Source organism: Methanobrevibacter sp. (assembly GCF_045220775.1).
Taxonomy (GTDB): domain Archaea; phylum Methanobacteriota; class Methanobacteria; order Methanobacteriales; family Methanobacteriaceae; genus Methanocatella.
In genome coordinates this window covers 1-24,179 of the sequence record NZ_JBGUWC010000038.1, presented here as the reverse complement: position 1 = coordinate 24,179, position 24,179 = coordinate 1, and the positions used below count along the sequence as shown (strand labels likewise).

Sequence of the window (24,179 nt, the reverse complement as noted above, 5' to 3'; positions counted from 1 at the left end):
ATTATTATTCAATCATTGATGCATACTATATTTTACATCAACTGATTAAAAAAATAGTGAAAATGTTTAAAAAAAATATAAAATAAGGAAGTAAATCCTTATTTTTTGACTTTAACTGTTTTTTTAACTGTGTCTTTCAAGTAGGTTGCTTGGTATTTGACCTTTTTACCAGCCTTAAGCTTTTTCAAGACCTTTGAATTGATGGTAACCTTTGCCACACCTTTCTTGTTGGTTTTAACAACGTATTTTTTGCCGTTGAACTTGAAGGTGACTTTTTTCTTCTTGAGATATTTTCCGTTAACCTTCTTGAGTGTTGCTGTCAATACAAGCTTTTTGGCTGACCTTTTGACTTTAACGGTTTTCAAGGTCAGCAAATGATTTACTGTCAGTTTTTTGGTTACGCTAACGCTTGAAGCCTTTACAGTAATCTTGTATGATCCTGGAACTTTGCCTATGACAATGCTTGCAACACCATTAGAACCGGTTGTGGTAGTCTTATAAGCCTTATTGTTAATCAGGAAAGTTACCTTAACACCGCTTGCAAGCTTGCCGTCGCTGTCATAAACTTTAACTGAATACTTATTTTTTGAAGTATAGACAAGTTTTATATCGCTTGCAATAATCTTAGCGGCCTTAACATAAACATCCACCAATGCATCCTTAGTAAATGGTGCATATACTTCATTTCCAGAATATTTGAAAACAATGTTGTATTTTCCTTTATATTTGGATAAGTCAATTTTAGCAATACCGTTGATAATTTCGACCACCATTGCCCTAACGCCATCAACAAAGACTTCGACAGTACCGGTTGCATTTTCAGGGAATACTAAAATGATAACTCCATCATCATTAGATTCGAAAGATTCCGGAATGGTTACCTCTTTAGGCAGTAAATTCAAACTGTATCCCAATGAATTAGTATTACTATATTCCTTAAACCACTTTAGAACAGCGTTATTACCCAAATACCCAAATGTGACACTGTGATTGCCTGCAGTTAATTTAGCTGTTGAAAAACTATCATTAACTATACCATTTTCAATATCTAAAAAATGGCACCAATCAGTAACATTAAATATAATCTGACCAGTAATGTTTTCGCCGAAATTCATGAACACACATATATCATCACCAACAGTAGCATTCTGAGAAATGACAACACTAGGCATTACAACAATGAAATATTCTGATTGGGAGCCTAAGTAATATTCATCACCTTCAAATTTTGCAGAGATATTGTAAGTGCCCACTTGTGCTGGTGTGTAAACAAATTTTTCGCCTATATTGCATGTGCCAATGGATTGCCCGCCAACATATAGCTCAACAATGCCGTTGATGCAGGCATTTTGATCAAGGACTTTAGGGGTGATTGAGATTTTATCCCCCATGATTATTGTAGTCGCATTAAGTGTTAATGTTGTTGTAGTGGCTAAATTATCAACAAGAGCACAATTAGAATTAGTTCCACCAGAAATTGCACCGTCTAATCCTTTTTTATCTATAAATTTGGAATTGCTGATGCTGACCAGATCCGTATCAACACAAATTGAACGACCTTTACCAGCATCATTGTTGATGAAACTGGAATTTTTTATGAAACCTTCTTCATCATTCCAATGAAACATAATTGCACCCCCTTCATCTGTAGCAGAACAGTTCACAAAACTACAACCTAACACGGAACCTGGACAGATAAACCAATACATGGCACCACCAGACCCATAAACCCCTGTAGCAGAACAGTTCACAAAACTACAACCTGACACGGACCCTAATTTACTTGCCCAATAGATAGCACCACCAAAAACATCATAATCACCAGAAACCACAACAGAACAATTCACAAAACTAGAATCAGAAACAAGACCATTATTAAGATTGTTCCAATAGATAGCACCGCCTTCACTACAATTCCCCTCAGCAGAACAATTCACAAAACTACAACCGGACACAGTACCATCATCAGTACACTCATCATCATCCCAGTAAATAGCACCACCGAAAGCAATAACCCCTGTAGCAGAACAGTTCACAAAACTACAACCAAATACAGTACCATTATCACCCTCCCAGTAAATAGCACCACCACGAGCATAATTCACATCAACAGAAGAACACGCTATAAAACTACAATCGGAAACAGTACCATTATCACCGGACCAGTGAATAGCTCCTCCTTCACTAGAAGCGGAACAGTTCACAAAAGTACAACCAGACACGGCACTATTAGCGCAAAACAAGTAAATAGCACCGCTAAATTCACCAGCATTACAATTCACAAAACTACAATCAAAAATGCTAACGTTAACACCGTCAGTACTATTGCAATATACAGCACCTCCACTGGAACTAGATGAATCAGCATTGGTTAATATGATATTTTTTAAAACTACATCCGATGCGATTATATTGAAAATCCTTGAGGCATAGCCTGCATTCAATGTTGAATTGTTTCCGTCAAGGGTAACCGATTTGTTTACGTTAATCTGTGTTCCACTTCCAAGATACTCATTTCCAGAAAGCACGATTGTGTCTCCTTCAGCAGCATTGTCAATCATTGTTTGAATATCGCTGAAAGATCCTTCACCCATACTAAATATTTCATCATCACTTGCAGATAAACCAGAAGAGTTATCGCAGGATTCACTAACTTCCATGAACGATTCGTCATTAATTGCCAAATCGTCAGAAGTTTCATTAATATCCGATGCGCTAACGGCACCAAGAGTTAAAATAACCACTAAAATGGATATTAACATTATCCTTTTAAACTTCATAAACCAACAACCCATAAATTATATAATCCAATGTTTGTAATTAAAAAATATTTATAATTTTAGAAAAAGTTGCAAATTCCATTTACTTTTTAAAGGACTATCAAAGAAAAAATTTATCGAATTAACGATTTGGCTAATTGTTATTCAATCGTTAATGTATGTTATATTTTATATAAAATTAGTATTTTCAATTTAAACTAAAAAAAAAGAAAAAGGTTATTTCTCATCTGAAGCAATTCCTTTTTCAGAGAGAAAATCATTCTGGACCTTAACGACCTCGGCACTGGTGTCCACTTCACTGTATGCCTCAAGCAACTCATTATTCAGCTCCAGAAAAGTATGGCCCCACTTAAAGCCATCCATAAGCTCACGTGCCTCATCCTTAAAACGAGTTATATACAATGTAGCAGCAATGGCTTCAACTGTGGACAATATGCAAGGCTTTCCATAATTAACGGGATTTGTCGCTATTAAAAACGGAAGTGATCTGTGATATTTGGACAGGGAAAAGAATTTTTTGGATTTGGACACTTCATTCCAGGAACAGTCCAGACCTACAATCCCTCTCCTGTGCACATATCTGTAGTCTTCATAGGATACAGCCTTTTCAGCATACGGATTTAGGACAATCGCACCGCCGGGAATCTTGTTTATGTCATAGACTAATCTGCATTTTCCCTGCTTTTCCATTTTGATTGAGGTGCATTTCTTTCTGTCGCATTCGTCTGCATGAAAAACTGTAATTCTCATCTATTGGGCTCCATCCAATGCTGAAGTGTTTCCAGCCCTATACTGGTCAACAAGTTCCATCTGCTCAGCGAACTGTTCTTCTGTAAGGCCAAATTCCTCATTGATTTTCGGAACGTTCTTGCTTTCCTTTAGGGTAATGCTTTCAAGCAAAGGCTGGACATAGTCTGTATATGATTCACTGAAGGTGCCTCCAGTTGAATTGAGATCGGATTTGCCGTCAATGATTATGTAAACCAGATATCCCTGTTTTTCGCCTTGTGACTGGCAGATGACAATGTTCATCGTATTGTTGTCATCGGCTTTTGTGTCATTGCCCGGCATTGCCTGGGTGAAAAAGATATTCCAGTCATTGCCGTTGAAGGTTCTCTCTTCAGGATTTGTAACGCCCTGAATCTCATATATCCTCATCAGTGCAGTTGAATTGTCAACTGTTGAAATGTTATAGGTTATCTTATGTTCCTTGTCATAATATGAGTGCATGAACTTTTCTTTGCCGTCTTTTAGAGTTACGTTTCCAACAAAAGCACCCTCCATGAAGTCCATTTCAAATGGAGTGGTGGTTACATTCTTAGTTTCTTCATTTAACATACCCGGAACAAACATGGCTGCCGCAATTGCGATGACAGCTATGGCTGCTGCAAGTATTATAATCATATTTTTATTTTCCATTAAGAAAACTCCTTAATTCGATATATTAATATTTAGTAAAAAGTCTTTAATATAAGTTTAGTTAGATATTTAATTGTTAAAAAAGAAATGATAAGGTTACCTTATGAATAAAAAAAGACAATATCAAATTTTACTTATACTTTTAATAGCTATTGTAATATTCAATCTGGCGATTATCCTGACTTCAGTTATGGATACTCCGGATAACATTTATAACGTTACAACAGTTGGAAAGAATGCAAATGGTACTGTTTATAAGATTGAAGCCGGGAATATGTCCTCCAACGAGACTGTCGGCTTGATTTTAGGAGTTCATCCAAGGGAGCATGAAATACATGAAGCGGTCAACAATACAATCTATAATATCACTTCAGAAAACGGAACCCATAACCTTACCAAAAAATATGTGATATATTATGTCAAGACCAAAGACAATCTGACTACCCGTGACGATACCCGTCCGGCAGGTGAGGAACTGGCCAACAAATACATCGTTCCGAATATAGCCAAGGATGATCCGTTCATTGTCATTGACGTACATGAAATCAATCCTGATTATGAATATTCAAACTTCATATTCAGCCTGTCCAACAGGACCGACAAGATTGATTCATACATTTCAAAGCTGTCCAGTGACGTGAATCTTGTTGATTACCAATTCAATGAAGGCACAAGCCCTGAAAAGGTTACAATACCTATAGCTGAAAAGGGAATCAACACCTTGCTTATGGAAACTTCAATCACAGACCCATTGATGGCAAAGCAGCAGACTGCAGATAATCTAATCAGAAGTCTGGATGAATTGGAACCTTGAAAGGGGATAACATGAATAGGACTCGTGGAATTTTAATTGGAAGAATGCAACCTGTCCATAACGGACATATGCAGGTCATTAAAAAGATTTTGGATGAAGTGGATGAAATCATAATCGGTATCGGAAGCGCCCAGCTGAGCCATGAGGCAAAAGATCCGTTTACCGCAGGCGAGAGACTCGTCATGATGAGCCAGGCATTGGCTGAAGAGGGCATCGACTCTTCAAAATACTACATCATACCTATGCAGGACATCAATTTCAATGCGGTATGGGTTTCACATGTCAAGATGCTTACCCCGCCGTTTTCAATAGTCTATTCCGGAAATTCCCTTGTCAAGCAGTTATTTTCAGAAGAGGGCTTCGAAGTAAGACAACCCCCTCTTTATGACCGCCTGCACCTGTCCGGAACCGAAGTGAGAAGAAGGATTCTTGAAGATGAAAACTGGCAGGAACTTGTTCCGAAGGCAACTGCAGACGTAATCAATGAGATTAACGGTATCGAAAGAATAAAGAATTTATCCATAAAAGAGATAAGTGATATATAACAATAGTTATATAATATTAGTTTTAAACATTATTGTGGAGATGAAATAATGGTTGTAAGAGTTATAGAAGCAAAAGAAGATAAGGTCACAATGGCTGATTTAATCGCTGATTTGAAAAAAAGCACTAAAATCGATTATTCAGGTGCAATATTTACATTTGAAGGCATTGTACGTGGAAAAGAGGAAAATATGAACTTGAAAAAGTTGATTCTAACCACTCCCGACAAACAGAAGACCCAAGAGGAAATCGAAAAGATAGTTGAAAACGCCAAAATCAAATATAACGTTTTTGAAATCTCAGTCGTTCACTACATCGGTGAATTCTATACTGGAGACATGCTATTTTTGGTAGCTGTTTTAGGCAATCACAGAGGAGAAACTCTTGACGCATTAAAAGAAGTTATTGAAACCGTAAAATATGAAGTAGAATTTAAAAAAGAAGAGATATCTGAAGAAGGCACTAAAACCATCCTCGCAGGAGGATAAACTATGATAATGACCATCACCAGATGCATTATTTTGTTTTTGATAATTTATGCTGTAATTAAAAACTTAAAAACACTTTTGAAAGCAGCAATAATCGTGTTTATAATTCTAATATTATTAGGAATGTTGGGGTATTAATCCCCTGATCCTAAACTTATTTTCCGATGATGACTTCAGTGGATTTGATAATAGCAGTCACATCGTCGCCTTCAGCTAAACCTAATTTTTCAGCAGATTCTTTAGTAATAACTGCAGTAATAGTGTTAGGTTCAGTCACTTCGATTTTGATGTTAGCCATTACGGCACCTTTGTCAATACCAGTTATTTTACCTTTTAATTGATTTCTTGCACTAAGTTGCATATCACTCACTCCTTAAACAGATTTATTTTCCTATAATTACTTCAGTAGATTTTATAATAGCAGTTACGTCATCACCTTCAGCTAAACCTAATTTTTCAGCAGATTCTTTAGTAATAACTGCAGTAATAGTGTTAGGTTCAGTGATTTCGATTTTAATGTTTGCCATAACGGCGCCTAAGTCAACATTTGTAATTTTTCCTTCTAATTGATTTCTTGCACTAAGTTTCATTTCATATCACCTTAAGTTTTACAATAATAAGTTGCATCGAATTGTATATAAATGTTTCGTTTTTTTATGTGTAAAGACTTTTTAACTCGATTACTGAAAATACTTCATATCGAATATATCTAACAAAATAATCATTAAAAAAAAATAATATAAAATCATTATTAATCAATATAAATAATAAATTACAATAATATTATAAAAATAATACTAATTAATTAGTTTAAATTAAATTATAGAATATTTAACATCTTTAAATAAATTTTTATCGAAATTCATAAAAAAACAGTAATCGGCATTTTGAAATACACGAAAAATATTTAAAAAAATAAAACGATAATATTATTATGAAAGTCGAACTAGAATCAATTGGTACAATCCACACAGAATTTACAGAAATTGAAGGAATGCCAATTCAACCAACCGGTGCAAAAGGAATAAAGGGAACAATAGAAATCAAAGATGAATATGTAGATGGTCTTAAAGACCTTGATGGGTTTTCACACATTCATTTAATCTATTTATTGCACAAGGTTGACGGATACATGCTTGAAGTAAAGCCATTCATGGACAACAACACTCATGGAGTATTTGCAACAAGATCACCCAAAAGGCCAAACCGCATCGGAATGAGCGTCGTTAAAGTAGATAAAGTTGAAGGAAATACAATATACATTGAAAATATCGATACTTTAGATGGAACACCACTTTTAGACATCAAACCTTATGTGCCTCAATTATATGAAGATACAATCGATGAACTGAAAATAGGATGGTTTGAAACCAAACACCAAAAGGCGAAATCACAAAAGTCCGATGACAGATTCAAATGAATCTATCTCACTATTTTTTTAAAAAAAAAGAAAATATGGGAAGCTATAAGTTATTAATAGCTTCTGTAATCAATTGAATGGTTGCTTCAATATCTTCCATACTGCACACACTTACAGGAGTGTGTATGTAACGGGTAGGAACAGATAGAACACCAGTCGGAATACCTTCACGGGTCAGGTGAATTGCGCTTCCATCAGTTGTTCCGCCATCGCTTACTTCCAATTGGTATGGAATCTCTTTCTCATCGCCAGCTTTAATGAGCATGTCTTTTACAGATTGCTGGGTTAATATTCCCCTTCCGCTTGCATCAGCCAATATAATAGCTGGTCCTTTGCCCATTACGACAGGCGCCTCTTCCGGTTTGATTCCAGGGTGGTCTCCGGATAATGTAACATCAAGCGCAATAGCCAAATCAGGGTTTAATTTGAATGAAGAAGTTTTTGCTCCCTTAAGGCCCACTTCCTCCTGGACAGTACCTACGCCATAAACGGTAGCTCTGGTTTCTACTCTTTTTAAGACTTCAATCATCACATAACAGCCTACACGGTTGTCTAGAGCTTTTCCCATGATTAAATTATTTGGATATTCTACAAAGAGTGAGTTGAAGGTCATCTTGTCTCCTATTCTGACCCTTTTTTCTGCATCTTCCTTGTCCTTTGCACCGATGTCGATGAACATGTCGTCAGCTTTGACAACCTTGTTTTTCTCTTCGGCTTTGGTAACATGAGGTGGTTTTGAACCGATTACACCTACAATATCCTCTCCGACAGATGAGTGGACAGTTACTGTCTGGTTCATCAGCATCTGATCGTTGATTCCACCAATAGTTGAGAATTTAATAAATCCGTTATCGTCAATGTATCTTACCATCAATCCGATTTCATCCATGTGTGCTGCAAGCATTACAGTAGGGGCCTTCTTTTCACCTTTTTTGGTGGCAATCAAGTTTCCCATACTGTCCTTTTCGATTGTGTCTGCAACATCTTCTAATTCACGTGTAATAATTTTAGCTATTTCCTCTTCGGAACCTGATACACCAGGCGCCAAAGATAGCTCTCTCATTAATTCCATCGTATCACCAAAATATTATTATAATATCAATTATATTAAATAGTTTCTTCACCATAAAATAAATAACTTTTTGAAAATAGCGGGAAAATACTGAAAATATAGGAATGCAAAAAATGAATTTCCACGAATTATTCTAAAAAAAGAAAAGAAATGAGACTGGAAGTCCCACTTAAATTATGAATTTTTCAAATTCATCAGAAATATCAGATGTTAAAGTTACTAATTTTCCATCTTTTACATAACAATAGATTGACATGATATACATATCAACTAATTTGCCGTCTACACCATTTATTGTTAAATTATCCCCCTCAATATCTGCAAAGGCATCATCAGATGCATTTTCTCCTTCATAAGCGGCAACCAATAAAAGCATGTAATTATCCTCACTTTCATATGCTTTAGCATTTGATATATAAGTCATACCCTCATCGGTCTCTGTTTCATTGACGATTTCTGCATCGACATCTTCTGTATAACCGTCAGGAATATTGAAATCAATTCCATCAATAGTTACGTTTTCATCAGCGCTTACAGCTGAAGCCATTACAATAGCTATTAAAGCTAAAGATAATGCTAAAACTATCTTTTTATTCATTTTATAACCTCCTTAAACATTTCATGCAAGAATTCTCCGGCATGTCTAAGCTGGAGATGAATGCAATCTAGTTATATTTTTGGCTTTTCATTATAATAATAATTTTTTATAGAAGAATTAGAAACAGCAAAAATTCATTTAAAAAGAATTATCAAAGTAAGGAATGGAAAAAAAGAAAAAAAAGATGATTTAAAACTTCATTTGTCTAAAGCTTTAAATCCGATAGGGGTTGTACTGTATTTTGTTCCGGCAGCCATGATTACATCTTGGACTGAAGAGGTGAGTTTTGATTCCGGTCTCCAAGGTGCATCCTTATCCTGGCCGACGATTGATACTTGATCGACTATTCCGTTTTCAAGCAGATATACCAGAATAGCTGACACTACACCACCATCCTGACCTATGATTGAATCCGCTTTAACGGAGTATATTTCAAGATAGTTTCCAAGCGGCTTTTCATCAATGTCTGCAGGATAGATCTTATCGCTGACGAATGTTCTAGGACATGCAAAGTAGCATGCATGGCAATCTTCGTCACATTCACCTTTTGCCACTGGTTTTCTGTGGTTAATCTGGATAATGTCTTTCGGACATACATATTCGCAGGCTCCGCATAAAACGCATGACCCGACGCTGATTACGTCATTCTGCAGGTTTTCAAATTGGCAGAGGCTTGATTCGTTGATGAATTCCTCTTCGGTTATTGCTCTTTTAGACAATACCGGCCTTGCAACGGCTTCCCTTTTCTTATAGCGTTTTGTGTTTCTGGAAATTTTTTGATTGGCGATTTTTTCCAAAAGGGCAAGACCTTTCTTGGACATGTACTCTGTTGTGATATACCCTTTATCTATCGCATCCTCAATTATTTCCTGGCCTTTTCTTGAGCGGACAATTACGGTTGAATATCCTTTGGGAGAGCCAACTGAACCTACTGATATGTCAGATACATCAGAAGTGTAATCAGTACAGATATGACAGTTTTTACGAGTAAATGGTTCTGTTTCTGCAATCGGTATTGAAAATACGCTACCATCAATCAGATAGGCGACAAATCTTCCCTTGTCAATTCTAAATTCTTTCACTTCATACAATTCGATACCTTGACTTTTCAAATATTTTTCAAGATAGGAATAAGAAAAGTTTTCCATGCAGAATAATCCTATTTTAACATCAATAGGTGATCCGCCTGTTTGCTTTTCATATCTATTGATTTTTGTAGCTGCCAGGATTTGGCATGGAGTTCCTACCATTGCAGTTTTAATATCACTCACTTTTTCACCTCTTTATATAGACCGGAAGATATCTTCCTACTATAATTATTTTGTATATATGAGTATATAAAGCTTTTTAAAAAATGAACAAAACCGATTAAAAAATTCAAATGGAAGGGAATGGTTTAGATTTAGAAAATATTTAAAAATAAAAATTAAACAAATATCCTATATTTTAGAAAAAAATTGAAAAATAATATCCGAAATTATTAAGTGATTGTAAATATAATATTAAAATAGGTGAGAGTATGTCAAATGTAACAAAAATATATTTCAGTCCATCAGGAACAACCAAACAGGTAGTTGAACAGATTGCCGGAAACATTGGCCAAGACGGCGAAGCTTATGACCTATTGAATTTTAACGCTAATAAAATATTTTCTTCTGACGATATCACAATCGTTGGAATGCCTGTTTTTGCAGGAAGGATTCCAAAAACTGCAAGAAACAGATTGGAAAAATTAAAAGGTGACAACACCCCCGCAATAGCTGTAGTGAACTATGGAAATGCACATGTAACAGATGCGTTGCTTGAATTAGTGGACCTTTTAAAGGAAAACAACTTTAACGTGATTGCAGCTGCATCAACAATAAGCCACCACTCAATATTTGATGGCGTTGCAGTGGGAAGGCCTGACAGTGCAGACATTGAAAAGATAAACGAATTTGCCAAAAAATGCCAAGAAAAAATAGAAACTGGTGAAAGTTTGGCATCAGAAATTCCTGGAAACAGACCATATGTGGATTATAAACAGTTGCCGTTTGTAGTCAGCAGCGACGAAACACTCTGCTCATTCTGTTATGACTGCGTTTCAATATGTCCTGAAAAGGCCATTCCGGATGATGATCCGATTGATACTGACCTTGATTTATGCTCAAGATGTGCTGCATGCATCTCAATCTGTCCGGAAGATGCACGTAGCTTTACTGGAGAAGCATTTGAAACTAAAAAACCAGCATTTGAAGAAGCAAATAGTGAAAGAAAAGAGCCTGAATTCTATCTATAGGTTCATCCTCTTTTTGGCAACATTTCTTACATATTCATTTTCATCAGTATTTGCAACTTCTTTTAATACTTTTTTACTTATTATCTTTTTGGCAGCCGCTTCTCGAACCCTCCAGGATTCATCATTTTTAACTACATCACTTAAATAATTCTGATTTTTGATAAGGGAAACCGCTCGAACAGAAATATTTTCAGATATGCCCTGTTCATAGATTTTCATCAAGCACTTTTCAACCTTAATCTTATTCAATGCCTTAAGGGAAAATTCCTCATCCTCATTTGCAAGAACAATTCTGATTAGTGTTTCCAAATCGGTGATATTGTCCAAAGTGGATTTTCTGATTGATGGAATTTTTGCATTCTTTAATATCTCAATGAATGATTTTTCATCGGTTATGTGCTTTAATGCTTCATTTGCTATTTCCTCATCAGTTGAGTTGATTGCAATATATTCAAAATCCTTTTCATCGACCAAAGCAGGATTAGAAATTGCATGATTTCTTACGAACTGGTCTTCATCCTCAATAGCTATTTTAGTTAGGATTTGAGGATTGCTGATGTTGTTTACTGCAATCTGGCGAACAAATCTGTCATTTTCAGATGAGATAATCTTAACAAGGTCATCTTCATTGGTTATCTTTTTAACGGCTTCGCTTCTGACAATTTTATCAGCATCATTGAGAGCGATTTGAGTTAATAGTTCTTCATCATCCAATCTAGGAACTAAATCAAGGCGAACATCGGACTTTTCAGAGTTTAAAACAATATTTTTTAGAATTTCAGGGTCTTCTATTTTATCAAATATTAATGACCTGATTTTTGCATTGTCTTCATTTTTCGCAATTTCGGCCAAATCATCCTCATTTACTATTTTGCTTATGGCTGCCCTTTTTACTCCCTCGTCCTTATCTTCAATAGCTACTTTTTTTAGAATTTCCTCATCTGTGAAAGTGTCCTTTAAAACAGAGGATTTCCTAATTGAATTGTCGCCGGATTCGAAAACCAAATCATACAATATTTCTTCTGAATGGATCTTTTCTATCGCTTCATTCCTGTACCTTTTGTCATCGGCTTCGATTGCAATCCATTTGAGGGTTTCCTCATCAACTATCTTATTGAATATTGCATCCACATTCACGTTTTTCTTGGTGTTTATGACAATCTCGGCAATGGACTTGTTATTCTCACCGAGCCTTTCCCATGCAAAGCTTCTTACATCAAAGAATTGTGAGTTTTCCGCCGCATCCCTCAATAGATCTTTATCCTGAACCTTGTTTATGGCAATCAATCTTATTGCCCTATCCTTAACATTTTTGGACATGTCAAGGGCTACAAACTGATTGGTAATCTTATCGGCAGCTTCCGCTCTTTTATACCTGTCCTTATGAGTGGTAGCTATTCTTTTCAACTCCAGCTGGTCCTCATCAATTTCAATATCATCCGGGACGGCATTTTTCTTTTTTTCCTTTTTATCCTTATCATTGCTTTTAAATCTATCAAATAAACCCATTTTAATTTACATCCTCATACATTTTCTCAAGAAAGCTGGCGAGTGAAATAATATCCTGGCAGTTGTGTTCAATTATTGGAACGACAGGCCCTATATTATTTTCAGCTATATAAGTATCATAATATCCTGGAATATACTGGCCTGGAACATCATCTTCACGGGAAATTCCAAATATTTCACGTTCTATAGTCTGAAGTTGGCAATTCGGAATCGAACCGGACCACAGATTTTTTGCAAAATACATCAAATCCAGATGGGGCAAATCTATGTTTGCATTAATTCCATTATATACGCATCTGTTTTTGATAAACGGCACATCAAAACTTTTTCCATTGAAGGTGACGTGCACCGAATCATCGTCGATGTGGGACAGGTAGGCATCAATGATGTTTGGCTCTTCGGTGTAGTCCCTTAAGAAATATTGAGAAGCTATTATCTTGCTTCCCTTAATCTCAGCTACACCAATCAATATTATTGGAACATTGGAAAGTCCCTTGGTTTCAATATCCATGAATTTGAAGTTTTCTATATCCGTTAGGCTGATGCATTTAAGCAGATTGTCCCTGCATCTTTTGGAATACCTGTTATTATCCAGCAAGTCAATTATCTCTCTAAAGGACATGCCCTCAATCTCATCCAAAAATTTTGTTGCGACATCTGCATATCTATCGTGACACTTCAATGATTCTATTGTAGTGTAACCTTTGCTTTTAAGGTTTTGTTCGGTTTTTGGGCCGACTCTTGGAAGCAGCTTAAGATTATCGTTGATCTGGTCCATGAAATTATTGTCCTCTATATTGAAATCAATCTTTTCTTTTGTCGTGATTTTTAAAGCATCACCAAAAGATGTCTTTGACAATTTGCAGTTCATCACATCACTTAATGACTTATCTTCATATTCAATAATTAATTTTTTTTTAAAATCATCAAAATAAGAATGCGAGAAACTTCTTTCATTAGTTTTTACATCTTTCAACTGATTCGAAGAGTGCATTGAACCAGATAATGCTTTTCTTAAATATTCTTCCATTCTATAATCATGTGTCATTCAATTTAACTTTATTAATTTATGGAATATATAGTTTTTTAGTAAAGTATACTTGAATTTTTATAAATTATACCATAACCTTTATATATAGTAAGTTTCAAATAATATAATTGGCTACAAAGTAGCCAGAGAGATAGATTAAACAGCCAAATTTTAAAATTCATTTCTCTAAAAGCTTGTTAAAACAAGTTGTTAGGTAGTGAATTATGTTTACTACCTAACATCCCAAAACTTTTTTTGAATTATCAGCCCAAAGCAATGTTAGTAAACTTTATATGATTTTTAAACCAAAAATATTAATTAGTTACTTTTTAAGGTTTTACTATGAAGATTAAATTAGCAATAATATTCGGAATACTCATTTGGTTTTTAACCTATGTGCTTACATCATTTTTTAATCCGATTTTCACCGATAACCTGCCTAACATCAACATAGTAGTACCTATAATCATAATACTTGTAACTGGATTTTTTGGAATACTTTATATCAGAAACATTGAAAAAAATGAGGTTATTGAAGGCTTTTTAGTAGGATTGATATTTGTTTTCATCGATATGATTTGTGATTATGTATTTTTTATTTTACCGGGACACAGACCTATAATGATTCAAGATTACCCTATGCATATCTTTTCTATGATAATACTCACCTTATTAATAACAACATTTTTAGGATATCTAGCTCAAATGAAAATTGATTTAAAATAAGGAGATAAAAACATGATACCAAAATCACACCCTCGTTATGAGTCACTAGTTTTAAGAGATAAAATGGTTAAGGCCGCACAAGAGGGATATTTAGCAGATTCTGCATTAATTGCACATGGTAGAGGAGAAGCTTTTGACTACTTGATTGGTGAAAAAACAACTTATCCTGCAAAAAGGGCAATGTATGTTGCAGTTGCAGCGCTACTTTTATCAAATAATCCAGTGATTTCCGTAAATGGAAATGCCACTGCATTAGCTATTGATGAAATAATCGAATTGGCTAATGCCGTCAAAGCAAAAATTGAAATCAACCTATTTTACAGAACTGATGAGCGAGTAAAAATAATCACCCAATTATACAAGGACCATGGGTATAAAAATATCCTAGGAACACTTGATGATGAAATCGAGTACCTTGATGATATAAAGAATAATCGAGCAACAGCCAGTAAAACTGGAATATATGCGGCAGATACAATATTGATTCCGCTTGAAGACGGAGACAGGGCTGAAATCTTGAAAAAGAGCGGCAAAAACATAATCACAATTGATTTGAATCCTCTTTCAAGAACATCAAAAATGTCTGACGTCTCCATAATGGACAATATAGTGCGAGCAATACCTTTCATGACAAAAATAGCTGAAGACTTGAAGACTCAAGACAAGAAAGTCCTAATCGACATGGTAAATGACTTTGACAATGAAGAGAATCTTAAAGAATCATTAGAACAAATTAGAATAAAAGAGTGAATATAATGAAAATAATCGGAGTATCTGGCATGCCAGGTTCAGGAAAAAGTTTAGTTTCTGAAATGGCAACTAAAAAAGGAGCAATCATTGTAAGCATGGGCGACATTGTACGTGAAGAAGCTGAAAAAAGAGGAGAACCTTCTAAAGAAACTGCTAAAAATTTAAGAGCAGAATTTGGACAATATATTGTTGCTGAATTAACCGTTAAAAAAATTAAAAAACTCCTAGATGAAGGAATGGAAAACAGTATTGTTGTTGAAGGAATCAGAAGCCCACATGAAGTTGAAATGTTTAAGGAAAACTTTGACAACTTCTTAATCGTATCCATCTTTGCAAATCCCGCTTTAAGGTTTGAAAGACTAAAATTAAGAATGAGAGAAGATGATTCAACCGACTATAATGTATTTAAAGCCAGAGACGATACAGAATTAGGTTTCGGATTGGGAAGCGTCATTTCCCTTTCAGACAAGATGATTGTAAATGAAAGCGATATAGAAAGCTGCTGTAAAGAAATAACTGAATATTTTGATGAAATCGATTTATAAATTATTTATTTTCTAAAACTGCATCTTCGATAATGTACACTCCACTATCAAGATGCCACTCCTTTTTATCTTTTAAAATTTTAATTCTTTTTTTAAAAATAGGACCATCAATAGCCAACGTTTCGGCTTCACCGCCTTCGAAGGCTATGTTGACCTGATACTTTTCATTGATCTTGACTAGCTCATCAATAGCTTCATCATCGATGACCCTGCCCAGCCAGGATTCGTCCAGACCCCATGCAGCAACACCGCAAACAATAATTTTAAAACCTAAAGAAACAATCTTTCTCATGTATTCAAGCTCATCAACATGCCAATATGGAGATATTGCCTTTAAGCCAACTTCATCACACAATTTCTCAATTCTTGACTTTTGATAAACTGAAAAAAGCGCTCCAGTGTATATGGCTTCAACACCTAAACTTTTAAGATTTTCAAATTCATTTTTTAAATCCTTAAGCTCCTCTTCCTTGACTCCGTCAGTTTCAGCGGAAATGATTGGGATATCCAGCGCTTCGGACAGCAGATCAGTAATGTGAATGTTTGGAACATGAAACATGTATGACTCATCATTTCTGGATTTCATTGAAAGAAGATATCTTACATCCTCTTTCGCTTCCAAAGCATTATATACTGCCATAGTACTGTCTTTACCGCCTGAAAACAAGATTGCAACTTTCATGAAACTACCTTTTACGTTTATCGTTTGTAAATTTCCTAAATCTTCTATATGCCGGAACAACGGAATCTATGTAAATTCCAATAATTGCAACAACGACACCAATTCCGCCACAAACTAATGTAAATTCAGTGTTTGTTAACATTGACTGGTTTGTATTGTTAACGCTATTTTGAATAGGTCCTTCAATGCTTGTTGCTACGATGCCCCTTTCAAGCAAATTCTGTTCAAAGGTGTCTAGAGATGTTGAATCGACAACCAGAATGGCATGTACCTGTGCATAGGATATGGTATCTCCATAAACTAGTTTATACCAATCTGAAAAAGATTTTAAAGCTTCAGAGGAAGTGTAATTGTCTTCAAGAGAAATCTTGATTTCTGAAGAAGTTATATTGTAATCCTTATAGTTATAGTCTATATTTCCAACAATCTCTTCAAAGTAATTATGTTCCCGCTCATTAAACGTCCACATAGGTATCGTAATAGAATCTTCTTTAAATGACCTGAATCCTTCAGTACCTGTTAAATTCTCTCTTAACTCATCAATGTCGATAGAAGATGACAGGTCCAGGTATAGGGTCTCTTCATTATTGGGCATGCTCTTTTCAAAAGCCGCTACAACATTAGGCAACTCATCATAAATCGGGTCAAGGAAAAATGCCCCTCCAATTGCCCCAATCAAGAAGGCTACAACAAGCACCAAAATGATTTCCCTTTTAGGCATGTACTGCCTTAGCATTCCAATTGAGAATACGAATACCATCATTATAATGAACAAAACGAGGTAAATAATCATAGTTATAATATCCATAAATCCACAGCCGTTTAATTATTAACACTTTAATATTTTAAGTTTAATAGTTAAAATAATTTCGTATGTAAAAATAACTATTCATTATAGATTATCATATTTTTACTATTCATCGGCCATTCAACGATCAATCTATTTTCCCCTTTATCAAGAGTGATTGAAGTTTTTTTGATTTTTGAGCTAATATGTTCCCTTATCTGCTTATTTGAATTATCCTTTAGTTTTAGATTGCAGGACACATAATTATCTGTGATTGTTACTTTAGTTTTCTTATTGAAATTTACATCGGCTGTATGCCTGGATCCCTGACCTTCCCCATAAACCTCCTTAATGGCTTGAGAAATTTTGGACATTTCTGATTTTGCGTTCAGGCTGTCAGATACATCAACAGTATCCCTAATTGACTCTTCAGCCAATGGCAATGTAAAAAGCATTAGCACCATCAATGAAATCGCAAATATCAAAATGTATTCCAGTGAACCCTGAGCGGAATTTTCCTTTATCATCTAAATCACCAAAACCAAATTCTTTGCAAATAACATCATTACATCCCCATAGATTATGGCTATTATTAGACCAACCAATATTGCAGGCGTGAACGGAAACGAAACCTTTATGGAAATGTTGTCCGAAATTATATTTTGCGCATTCATGATCTTGAGCTGCCACATCTCCTTGTTTGTAATGCCACCGGCACTTTGGGATTTGAAATAATATTTGAAATCATCCCTGTCATGAGTCCTGTAAACTTTTAGATTGCCGTCAATTTCACTTATCAGTTCAATAATATACTCATTGTTGAAATAATAGTCATTAACAATCATTCCTTCCTCCAAATCCTTAATTGAAATTAATTTGTTGAGGGTCGAATTGATGATGTATCTTAAGCTTTCAATATTGAAGATGTTGAATAGAAAATCAACGTTATCCTTAAATATCTCATTTTTGGAAATCAGATGAACAACAAATATGACCAAAAACGGGAATGAAACAAGGATGCTGTTTATAACAACACTGAACGAAAAGGGATAAACAGACAATTGGGGAAAAATATTCAAGAAATCGATATTTATGCCAGATGGTATTACTGTAGCAATACCAGTGAATAATTTTGCATCGCCACCACCCCACATATTCAATTTCCAAAGCATATATGTTATAGTGTATGTGATTAGCATTGAAATAATTGAAGCAAAAATGAATTTAATGTTGGTTGAAATTAATGACAAAATCAGATTTGAAAACAGGCCAAAAATTATCAGAACATAATTTAATATATCAGGAATAAAATTTCTTTTTACATCATAAATTGCCGCCATTATGGCAAATAACATCGTAATTAATATTTGAATTAGAAATATGGTGGTTAAATTCATAATTACAGTATTTAACTTCAAACTATATTAAATAGATAGAAAATAAGCTTATAAAATTGTTTTTAGAATATAAAAAAAGAAAAAATTAATTTTTAGAATACTCATAAATAGCTTCTAAAAATGATTTGAATAATGGATGTGGCCTATTAGGTCTTGACTTGAATTCCGGATGGAATTGACAACCTATAGCCCATGGATGATTTGGGAATTCAACAATTTCAACCAAGAAGTCATCAGGACTTGTACCTGAAATTATCAAACCTTTTTCTTGAAGGTCATCCCTGTAATCATTGTTGAACTCATATCTATGCCTATGACGTTCTTCAATGTCAGTCACCCCATAAGCATCATAAGTTTTGGTTCCTTCAATGATTTTGCAGTCATAGGATCCTAAACGCATGGTTCCTCCCATGTTCTTGATTTTCTTTTGCTCTTCCATCATGTCAATAACAGGGAATTCCAAATTGTCATCGAATTCTGAACTGTTAGCACCAGGATAACCGTTAATCCTTGCAAATTGAGTTACCATACATTGCATTCCAAGACAGATTCCGAATAAAGGTACATCATTTTCAATTGCATATTCGACTGCATCCAATTTGCCTTCAAATCCACGTTCTCCGAATCCTCCTGGAATCAAAATACCATCCAATTCTTTCATGGCGTCCTGATCCAATTCCTCTACATCGGAACTCATGAACTTGATATTGGCTTTTACGCCAATGCTTGCCGCTGCATGAAGCAGGGATTCTCTAATACTGATGTATGAATCTTCAAGCTCAACATATTTGCCGACAATACCAATATTTACTGTTGGTTCAGTTATTTTTAAGGATTTGACAATTTCTCTCCATTCATCCAATTTAGATGAATCAGGTTCAATGTCAAGGCCAATCCTATTAACAATGAATTTGCCTATTCCCCTGTCTTCTAAAACTAAAGGCACTTCATATATTGTGCCTGCATCAGGAGTATTTACAACAGCTTCAAAGTCAACATCACAAAAGTGAGCTACTTTTCTCCTTAAACCATCGTCAATCGGTTCTTGAGACCTGCATACGATGACATCAGGATTTATACCGACACTTCTTAATTCTTTGGTGGAATGCTGGGTTGGTTTTGTCTTGAATTCTCCAGCTGCATTCAGGTAGGGAATGAATGTAACATGGACAAACATGACATTTTCACGGCCTTCCTCATTTCTGAGTTGTCTTAAGGCCTCAAGGAAAGGTTGGCTTTCAATATCTCCGACAGTACCGCCAAGCTCGACTAAAACAACATCATAATCGGCGCTTTCAGAATTTTCCCTAATCATTTCCTTAATACGGTTGGTGATGTGTGGAATAACCTGTACGCATTCGCCCAAGTATCCGCCTTCCCTTTCTTTGGCAATAACGGATTCATAAACCTTTCCTGTTGTAATATTAGCCAAACCGTCAAGTTCAACGTCTAAAAATCTTTCGTAGTGACCAAGGTCCAAATCAGTTTCCATACCGTCATGGGTTACGAATACCTCACCGTGTTGATATGGATTGAGTGTTCCAGAATCCCAGTTTAAATATGGGTCTATTTTAATAGCTGCAACTTTTAAACCATATGATCTTAAAATCCTTCCCATAGATGCAGAAGTAATACCCTTACCTATGGAACTTACAACCCCACCAGTTATAATAATATACTTTGTCAGAACAATCCTCTCCTATCATCATTAGAAATTATAATATAATTTTAGTTTTTTATGATATATAAAAATTTTAATCACTTTATAAATAGAAGATTTATTTGCCATTTTTCCAATGATATAATTTATTTGAGATGGCACTTCCGGTCTCGTCAAACTGCAATTCTCCGCCATCTCCATAGTTGGCAAAATGGCTTTCCTGCATAAATTCACTGCAGGAATCTCCAGGCCCGTCTGTTGGATATCCTTTTCTGCATATCATCCCATGTGAAGCTCCATATGGGCTTACTGACCAAAATGTGCAGTTCAAGCAGATTTCATCTCCATTGTTTACCATTGAGTCAAAGTCCATATCGTTCTGGTTGAAAAATTCCCCACAGTAACTGCAGTAATTGTCCTCATCAAGTTCGCTGCCGCATTGCGGACATCTCATAACCTCACCTCTAAATCAATGTTTTGATAAATTCCTTAATGTATTTATCGCAAAATTCCCAAGTATGCTCGCCTTCAGCCTTTACAAACTCGCAATCGACGTTTTCAGATTTTAAGAATTCGTAAAAGTCAACATTCTTGTCGAATAAAAAGTCATCCTCACCACAAGCCATGAAAATGTCAGGAATGTCTTGAGTGCTTTCAATCAATGCCTTCGGATCCATGTCGGAACCTTTCAATTCATCCAGATTGCCGAATATTGATTCATAAAATCGTCTTGAACGCAGCACATTATCATCGCTTGTATAGTTAACAATATCATCAGTTATCAATGCTGATGAAATCATTCCGATTTTTGAGAAGTTCTGGGAGTATTTCAAACCGTTTCTGATAGCTCCATAACCACCCATTGAAAATCCTGCAATGAATGTGTCTTCACGTTTATCGGAAAGCGGAAATATGTTTCTTGTAATGTCCAAAAGTTCCTGTCCGACATATTCCCCGTAATAGGCATGAGCCTGCTCGTTATCAACATAAAAGCTGTTTTCACCGCATGGAATTACAATAGCTATTCCCCTATCCTCTGCAAACTTCTGGATTGAAGTGTTTGCAAGGACTATGTCATCGCTTCCGTACAGTCCATGAAGGAAATATAATGTCTTATAGGGCTGCGAAACTATCTCTTCTCTGTCCTGCAGGAAATGAATATTGTCGGCAGGCAATATTACGCTGATTGATGTGCGTCTTTGCAGACTTTTACATTTTATGTCTCCTCTAAACAGAACCATTTTAACACCTATGTCCATAAATCAGTAATAAACAGCGGACTTGCGTCATCCGCCTTTTCAAATCCGCAGTTTTCATAAAAGTGAACTTCATCATCGTATCCCACAACGACAATCCTCAAATAATCATCATAGATTTCCTTAACCCTTGAAACCAGATCTCTTCCAATACCCTTGTCCTGATAATCCGGCCTTACAAGCAGATAATGGATGTATGCAGTCATTATCCCGTCATCCATTGCACAGATCATGCCTACAAGCTTGTCTCCGTCCCATGCAGAGATTACTGTTTCAAAGTTTCTCATTGCAATCTGAAGCTTATCCGGAAAATGGCCTGAAGACCATTCAACAGACAAGAACAAATCCTGCAAGTCCTCTTTTGTGAATTCGTGAATTTCTTTGTATTTTATCTCGCTCATTAAACCACCCTATATTCTGTCCATTTGTTTGTGAAATATCTGTAAACGTAAATTCCTGCCCTCACATACCAGTCAATGAACATTGCAATCCATGTTCCGAACACTCCTATTCCCATCCAGTCCGCTATAACATAAGATAGGCCTATTCTGCAGATAAACATTACTGCCAGACTGATGTACATTACTGATTTTGAATCTCCGGCACCCCTGAATGTTGAAGGCAGTGTAAATGATATCGGCCATATTATGATTGCAAATATTCCGTGCCAGATGACCATTTCGGTTGTCATTGCGGCAGTTTCGGCAGATAAGTTGTAGATGCCCAAAATCAACGGCAATCCTGCAAAGATCAACAGATTTATAACGATGTGTGAAATAACAACAATGACAAGACACTTCTTATTGTAATACCTTGCCTGTTCATAATCGTTGGCGCCGACACATCTTGAAATTACAGCAGTCAGTCCCAAATTGATTGCAAAACCTGGCAGGACTGAAAATATTCCGATTGCATATCCAACGGAGTTTGCGGCTATCGCCATTGTTCCGAATGTTGAAACAAGACTCAGGACCAATACCCTTCCCAACTGGAAAAGTCCGTTTTCGACACCATACGGAATGCCTACCTGAAGAACCTTTCTGAGGATGTTGAAGTCAAATTTGTGCCTTAAAGTCCTTTTAATATGCAGTTTATAATCCTCATCGACAACGAAATATAATATCAGAACTGCAGCCAGTGCCCTTGAAATGACTGTTGGAATGGCAACTCCTCTAACATCCCAGCCCAAATAGTAAATGCAGAATGCATTGCCGATAACATTCAAAACATCACAGACCAAAAGAATCTTCATTGGAAGAGATGCATTGTTGGTTGTCCGGAAAATTGCCGCACCCGCATTGTAAATTGCTAAAAATGGGATTGACAATGCTACAATATATAAGTATATGTCTGCATTCGCCCAGACGTCAGCTTCAATTTGGCCAAACAAAAGCCCAATCAGGAAATATCTCAGAAGAATTACCACAATCATCAAAACGGTTGACAAGATTGTTGAAAACCATATCAACTGGGTTGCAGAGTTTTGTGCCTTTTCAATCTGATTATCACCCAAGTATTGGCCGGCTACAACAGCACCTCCCGTTGCCAGAGCTGAAAATGAAAAAATAAGAAGCTGGACTAAAAAGTCCACTAAAGAAACACCTGAAATGGCAGCTTCGCCTAATGATGCAACCATTATGGAGTCAGCTAGACCCACACAAAATTCCAAACCATATTCAATCAGAAGTGGAATGAATAAAGCGAGCAATGCCCTATTAGAATAAATATAACCTTCAGGAGTTTTAAATATATTCATAATTTATCTAATGAAATTTGTACGGGCTTTAGGCTCTTCATTGAGAGTCAAACCTTTTTCATCACCCGCTTCAAGACATTTCAAGAAAAATGCCATATTATGACCCAATTGTCTCATGGTAGATAATCCTTCCTCATCTTGAAGGACCTCTTCAGGAGTGTTTCCGTGAACCATGTTCCAATAATAGGATGAAATGATTGGCATTTGGGAAATTCCTAAATACTTTATCAATTGATCATAAGTTGCAGTTGTACCGCCCCTTCTTGCAGAGCAAACTACTGCACCAGGCTTATGCTTAAATGCCTCTGCATTAGCACCATGAGAGTTTGAGTAAAATACCCTGTCCAAAAAGGAAACCATAGACCCATTTGCACTAGCATAATAAACAGGTGATCCGAATACGAATGCATCTGCATCATATGCCTTTTTGACAAATTCGTTTACTACATCATTGTCAAATGCACATTCACCTTTATCACCGCATTTCAAACAGGCAATGCAGCCGGTTATAGGTTTTGTCTTAATCCAGAATATTTCAGTTTCAATGCCCTCTTCATTTAAAGTCTTTTCAACTTCACTGAGTGCTGTAAAAGTGCATCCCTCTTTGTGAGGACTGCCGTTAACAAGAATTACTTTCATTTTAATAATCTCCATCTATCAATCTTTGAA

The 24,179-nt window shown here is 35.8% G+C and carries 28 protein-coding genes; 8 read left to right on the top strand and 20 right to left on the bottom strand.

Annotation, left to right across the window (positions count from 1 at the left end; all coding sequences use genetic code 11):
- Nucleotides 1–98 precede the first annotated feature (98 nt).
- The 3 genes from ACJROP_RS02030 to ACJROP_RS02020 all read right to left on the bottom strand — a co-directional run bounded on the left by ACJROP_RS02030 (nt 99) and on the right by ACJROP_RS02020 (nt 4,199).
- On the bottom strand, nt 99–2,780 hold the full coding sequence (locus ACJROP_RS02030) for a hypothetical protein (protein WP_406533834.1): 2,682 nt from the start codon (nt 2,778–2,780) through the stop codon (nt 99–101).
- Between the two features lie 216 nt (nt 2,781–2,996).
- Complete coding sequence (locus ACJROP_RS02025) at nt 2,997–3,530, bottom strand: DUF367 family protein (RefSeq protein WP_406533833.1); 534 nt, start codon at nt 3,528–3,530, stop codon at nt 2,997–2,999.
- Nucleotides 3,531–4,199, bottom strand: a complete 669-nt coding sequence (locus ACJROP_RS02020) for a hypothetical protein (protein ID WP_406533832.1) — start codon at nt 4,197–4,199, stop codon at nt 3,531–3,533. It abuts the gene before it with no gap.
- A 103-nt stretch (nt 4,200–4,302) separates the two neighbouring features.
- Here ACJROP_RS02020 and ACJROP_RS02015 point away from each other — a divergent pair, with 103 nt between their 5' ends.
- The 3 genes from ACJROP_RS02015 to ACJROP_RS02005 are packed head-to-tail and all read left to right on the top strand — an operon-like array spanning nt 4,303 to nt 6,044.
- Nucleotides 4,303–5,013 carry a hypothetical protein gene (locus ACJROP_RS02015; RefSeq protein WP_406533831.1) on the top strand — a complete coding sequence of 237 codons (711 nt, stop codon included), beginning with the start codon at nt 4,303–4,305 and terminating at the stop codon, nt 5,011–5,013.
- A gap of 11 nt (nt 5,014–5,024) precedes the next feature.
- A complete protein-coding gene (locus ACJROP_RS02010) occupies nt 5,025–5,558 on the top strand; it encodes a nicotinamide-nucleotide adenylyltransferase (protein ID WP_406533830.1) in 534 nt (177 codons plus the stop codon).
- A gap of 48 nt (nt 5,559–5,606) precedes the next feature.
- On the top strand, nt 5,607–6,044 hold the full coding sequence (locus tag ACJROP_RS02005; protein ID WP_406533829.1) for a molybdenum cofactor biosynthesis protein MoaE: 438 nt from the start codon (nt 5,607–5,609) through the stop codon (nt 6,042–6,044).
- A 154-nt stretch (nt 6,045–6,198) separates the two neighbouring features.
- Here ACJROP_RS02005 and ACJROP_RS02000 read toward each other — a convergent pair whose 3' ends face one another.
- The gene (locus ACJROP_RS02000; protein WP_406533828.1) at nt 6,199–6,405 is read right to left on the bottom strand and encodes a molybdopterin-binding protein; all 207 of its coding nucleotides are present in this window, start codon (nt 6,403–6,405) and stop codon (nt 6,199–6,201) included.
- A gap of 22 nt (nt 6,406–6,427) precedes the next feature.
- A complete protein-coding gene (locus tag ACJROP_RS01995; RefSeq protein ID WP_406533827.1) occupies nt 6,428–6,634 on the bottom strand; it encodes a molybdopterin-binding protein in 207 nt (68 codons plus the stop codon).
- Between the two features lie 344 nt (nt 6,635–6,978).
- Here ACJROP_RS01995 and tsaA point away from each other — a divergent pair, with 344 nt between their 5' ends.
- Nucleotides 6,979–7,464, top strand: coding sequence for a tRNA (N6-threonylcarbamoyladenosine(37)-N6)-methyltransferase TrmO (gene tsaA, locus ACJROP_RS01990; RefSeq protein ID WP_406533826.1), 486 nt, complete (start codon nt 6,979–6,981; stop codon nt 7,462–7,464).
- Nucleotides 7,465–7,507: 43 nt separating this feature from the next.
- On the opposite strand, the gene ACJROP_RS01985 is transcribed toward tsaA, so the two are convergent.
- From ACJROP_RS01985 to ACJROP_RS01975, 3 genes are all read right to left on the bottom strand, one after another.
- Nucleotides 7,508–8,536, bottom strand: coding sequence for a M42 family metallopeptidase (locus ACJROP_RS01985; RefSeq protein ID WP_406533825.1), 1,029 nt, complete (start codon nt 8,534–8,536; stop codon nt 7,508–7,510).
- A 169-nt stretch (nt 8,537–8,705) separates the two neighbouring features.
- Nucleotides 8,706–9,134 carry a hypothetical protein gene (locus ACJROP_RS01980; RefSeq protein WP_406533824.1) on the bottom strand — a complete coding sequence of 143 codons (429 nt, stop codon included), beginning with the start codon at nt 9,132–9,134 and terminating at the stop codon, nt 8,706–8,708.
- A gap of 197 nt (nt 9,135–9,331) precedes the next feature.
- Nucleotides 9,332–10,405 carry a Coenzyme F420 hydrogenase/dehydrogenase, beta subunit C-terminal domain gene (locus tag ACJROP_RS01975; protein ID WP_406533823.1) on the bottom strand — a complete coding sequence of 358 codons (1,074 nt, stop codon included), beginning with the start codon at nt 10,403–10,405 and terminating at the stop codon, nt 9,332–9,334.
- A gap of 248 nt (nt 10,406–10,653) precedes the next feature.
- Between ACJROP_RS01975 and ACJROP_RS01970 the strand changes: the two genes are divergently transcribed.
- Nucleotides 10,654–11,412 carry a 4Fe-4S binding protein gene (locus tag ACJROP_RS01970; RefSeq protein WP_406533822.1) on the top strand — a complete coding sequence of 253 codons (759 nt, stop codon included), beginning with the start codon at nt 10,654–10,656 and terminating at the stop codon, nt 11,410–11,412.
- Here the strand turns inward: ACJROP_RS01970 and ACJROP_RS01965 are convergent.
- Nucleotides 11,407–12,921 carry a HEAT repeat domain-containing protein gene (locus ACJROP_RS01965; protein WP_406533821.1) on the bottom strand — a complete coding sequence of 505 codons (1,515 nt, stop codon included), beginning with the start codon at nt 12,919–12,921 and terminating at the stop codon, nt 11,407–11,409. The two genes, ACJROP_RS01970 and ACJROP_RS01965, sit on opposite strands and share 6 nt — an antisense overlap.
- A 1-nt stretch (nt 12,922) precedes the next feature.
- Nucleotides 12,923–13,969 carry a ribonuclease H-like domain-containing protein gene (locus ACJROP_RS01960; RefSeq protein ID WP_406533820.1) on the bottom strand — a complete coding sequence of 349 codons (1,047 nt, stop codon included), beginning with the start codon at nt 13,967–13,969 and terminating at the stop codon, nt 12,923–12,925.
- A 324-nt stretch (nt 13,970–14,293) separates the two neighbouring features.
- Here ACJROP_RS01960 and ACJROP_RS01955 point away from each other — a divergent pair, with 324 nt between their 5' ends.
- The 3 genes from ACJROP_RS01955 to ACJROP_RS01945 are packed head-to-tail and all read left to right on the top strand — an operon-like array spanning nt 14,294 to nt 15,972.
- Nucleotides 14,294–14,677, top strand: coding sequence for a hypothetical protein (locus ACJROP_RS01955; RefSeq protein WP_406533819.1), 384 nt, complete (start codon nt 14,294–14,296; stop codon nt 14,675–14,677).
- 12 nt (nt 14,678–14,689) lie between these two features.
- Nucleotides 14,690–15,427, top strand: coding sequence for a 4-phosphopantoate--beta-alanine ligase (locus tag ACJROP_RS01950; RefSeq protein ID WP_406533818.1), 738 nt, complete (start codon nt 14,690–14,692; stop codon nt 15,425–15,427).
- Between the two features lie 5 nt (nt 15,428–15,432).
- Nucleotides 15,433–15,972, top strand: coding sequence for an AAA family ATPase (locus ACJROP_RS01945; protein WP_406533817.1), 540 nt, complete (start codon nt 15,433–15,435; stop codon nt 15,970–15,972).
- 1 nt (nt 15,973) lies between these two features.
- Here the strand turns inward: ACJROP_RS01945 and ACJROP_RS01940 are convergent, their stop codons facing one another.
- From ACJROP_RS01940 to ACJROP_RS01895, 10 genes are all read right to left on the bottom strand, one after another.
- Nucleotides 15,974–16,654 (bottom strand): TIGR00289 family protein, encoded by a 681-nt coding sequence (locus ACJROP_RS01940; protein ID WP_406533816.1) that lies wholly within the window; start codon nt 16,652–16,654, stop codon nt 15,974–15,976.
- A gap of 4 nt (nt 16,655–16,658) precedes the next feature.
- Entirely contained in the window at nt 16,659–17,462 is an 804-nt protein-coding gene (locus tag ACJROP_RS01935; protein ID WP_406533815.1) for a hypothetical protein, read from the bottom strand.
- A gap of 77 nt (nt 17,463–17,539) precedes the next feature.
- Complete coding sequence (locus ACJROP_RS01930) at nt 17,540–17,968, bottom strand: class III signal peptide-containing protein (RefSeq protein WP_406533814.1); 429 nt, start codon at nt 17,966–17,968, stop codon at nt 17,540–17,542.
- A complete protein-coding gene (locus ACJROP_RS01925) occupies nt 17,969–18,796 on the bottom strand; it encodes a prepilin peptidase (protein ID WP_406533813.1) in 828 nt (275 codons plus the stop codon). It lies immediately after the preceding gene.
- A 127-nt stretch (nt 18,797–18,923) separates the two neighbouring features.
- Nucleotides 18,924–20,525: a CTP synthase gene (locus tag ACJROP_RS01920; protein WP_406533837.1), complete on the bottom strand. Its 1,602-nt coding sequence runs from the start codon at nt 20,523–20,525 to the stop codon at nt 18,924–18,926.
- Between the two features lie 91 nt (nt 20,526–20,616).
- Nucleotides 20,617–20,952, bottom strand: coding sequence for a hypothetical protein (locus tag ACJROP_RS01915; RefSeq protein WP_406533812.1), 336 nt, complete (start codon nt 20,950–20,952; stop codon nt 20,617–20,619).
- A gap of 10 nt (nt 20,953–20,962) precedes the next feature.
- On the bottom strand, nt 20,963–21,739 hold the full coding sequence (locus ACJROP_RS01910) for an alpha/beta hydrolase (protein ID WP_406533811.1): 777 nt from the start codon (nt 21,737–21,739) through the stop codon (nt 20,963–20,965).
- 8 nt (nt 21,740–21,747) lie between these two features.
- Nucleotides 21,748–22,155, bottom strand: a complete 408-nt coding sequence (locus ACJROP_RS01905; RefSeq protein ID WP_406533810.1) for a GNAT family N-acetyltransferase — start codon at nt 22,153–22,155, stop codon at nt 21,748–21,750.
- Nucleotides 22,155–23,510: an MATE family efflux transporter gene (locus tag ACJROP_RS01900; protein WP_406533809.1), complete on the bottom strand. Its 1,356-nt coding sequence runs from the start codon at nt 23,508–23,510 to the stop codon at nt 22,155–22,157. The genes ACJROP_RS01905 and ACJROP_RS01900 overlap by 1 nt, the downstream gene beginning before the upstream one ends.
- Before the next feature lie 3 nt (nt 23,511–23,513).
- A complete protein-coding gene (locus ACJROP_RS01895) occupies nt 23,514–24,149 on the bottom strand; it encodes a flavodoxin family protein (RefSeq protein ID WP_406533808.1) in 636 nt (211 codons plus the stop codon).
- Between the last annotated feature and the right edge of the window lie 30 nt (nt 24,150–24,179).

Excerpts from the sequence above, each read along its gene's own strand:
- ACJROP_RS02030 (WP_406533834.1), bottom strand. The coding sequence starts at position 2,780 with ATGAAGTTTAAAAGGATAATGTTAATATCCATTTTAGTGGTTATTTTA.
- ACJROP_RS02025 (WP_406533833.1), bottom strand. The coding sequence starts at position 3,530 with ATGAGAATTACAGTTTTTCATGCAGACGAATGCGACAGAAAGAAATGC.
- ACJROP_RS02020 (WP_406533832.1), bottom strand. The coding sequence starts at position 4,199 with ATGGAAAATAAAAATATGATTATAATACTTGCAGCAGCCATAGCTGTC.
- ACJROP_RS02015 (WP_406533831.1), top strand. The coding sequence starts at position 4,303 with ATGAATAAAAAAAGACAATATCAAATTTTACTTATACTTTTAATAGCT.
- ACJROP_RS02010 (WP_406533830.1), top strand. The coding sequence starts at position 5,025 with ATGAATAGGACTCGTGGAATTTTAATTGGAAGAATGCAACCTGTCCAT.
- ACJROP_RS02005 (WP_406533829.1), top strand. The coding sequence starts at position 5,607 with ATGGTTGTAAGAGTTATAGAAGCAAAAGAAGATAAGGTCACAATGGCT.
- ACJROP_RS02000 (WP_406533828.1), bottom strand. The coding sequence starts at position 6,405 with ATGCAACTTAGTGCAAGAAATCAATTAAAAGGTAAAATAACTGGTATT.
- ACJROP_RS01995 (WP_406533827.1), bottom strand. The coding sequence starts at position 6,634 with ATGAAACTTAGTGCAAGAAATCAATTAGAAGGAAAAATTACAAATGTT.
- tsaA (WP_406533826.1), top strand. The coding sequence starts at position 6,979 with ATGAAAGTCGAACTAGAATCAATTGGTACAATCCACACAGAATTTACA.
- ACJROP_RS01985 (WP_406533825.1), bottom strand. The coding sequence starts at position 8,536 with ATGGAATTAATGAGAGAGCTATCTTTGGCGCCTGGTGTATCAGGTTCC.
- ACJROP_RS01980 (WP_406533824.1), bottom strand. The coding sequence starts at position 9,134 with ATGAATAAAAAGATAGTTTTAGCATTATCTTTAGCTTTAATAGCTATT.
- ACJROP_RS01970 (WP_406533822.1), top strand. The coding sequence starts at position 10,654 with ATGTCAAATGTAACAAAAATATATTTCAGTCCATCAGGAACAACCAAA.
- ACJROP_RS01965 (WP_406533821.1), bottom strand. The coding sequence starts at position 12,921 with ATGGGTTTATTTGATAGATTTAAAAGCAATGATAAGGATAAAAAGGAA.
- ACJROP_RS01960 (WP_406533820.1), bottom strand. The coding sequence starts at position 13,969 with ATGACACATGATTATAGAATGGAAGAATATTTAAGAAAAGCATTATCT.
- ACJROP_RS01955 (WP_406533819.1), top strand. The coding sequence starts at position 14,294 with ATGAAGATTAAATTAGCAATAATATTCGGAATACTCATTTGGTTTTTA.
- ACJROP_RS01950 (WP_406533818.1), top strand. The coding sequence starts at position 14,690 with ATGATACCAAAATCACACCCTCGTTATGAGTCACTAGTTTTAAGAGAT.
- ACJROP_RS01945 (WP_406533817.1), top strand. The coding sequence starts at position 15,433 with ATGAAAATAATCGGAGTATCTGGCATGCCAGGTTCAGGAAAAAGTTTA.
- ACJROP_RS01940 (WP_406533816.1), bottom strand. The coding sequence starts at position 16,654 with ATGAAAGTTGCAATCTTGTTTTCAGGCGGTAAAGACAGTACTATGGCA.
- ACJROP_RS01935 (WP_406533815.1), bottom strand. The coding sequence starts at position 17,462 with ATGGATATTATAACTATGATTATTTACCTCGTTTTGTTCATTATAATG.
- ACJROP_RS01930 (WP_406533814.1), bottom strand. The coding sequence starts at position 17,968 with ATGATAAAGGAAAATTCCGCTCAGGGTTCACTGGAATACATTTTGATA.
- ACJROP_RS01925 (WP_406533813.1), bottom strand. The coding sequence starts at position 18,796 with ATGTTATTTGCCATAATGGCGGCAATTTATGATGTAAAAAGAAATTTT.
- ACJROP_RS01915 (WP_406533812.1), bottom strand. The coding sequence starts at position 20,952 with ATGAGATGTCCGCAATGCGGCAGCGAACTTGATGAGGACAATTACTGC.
- ACJROP_RS01910 (WP_406533811.1), bottom strand. The coding sequence starts at position 21,739 with ATGGTTCTGTTTAGAGGAGACATAAAATGTAAAAGTCTGCAAAGACGC.
- ACJROP_RS01905 (WP_406533810.1), bottom strand. The coding sequence starts at position 22,155 with ATGAGCGAGATAAAATACAAAGAAATTCACGAATTCACAAAAGAGGAC.
- ACJROP_RS01900 (WP_406533809.1), bottom strand. The coding sequence starts at position 23,510 with ATGAATATATTTAAAACTCCTGAAGGTTATATTTATTCTAATAGGGCA.
- ACJROP_RS01895 (WP_406533808.1), bottom strand. The coding sequence starts at position 24,149 with ATGAAAGTAATTCTTGTTAACGGCAGTCCTCACAAAGAGGGATGCACT.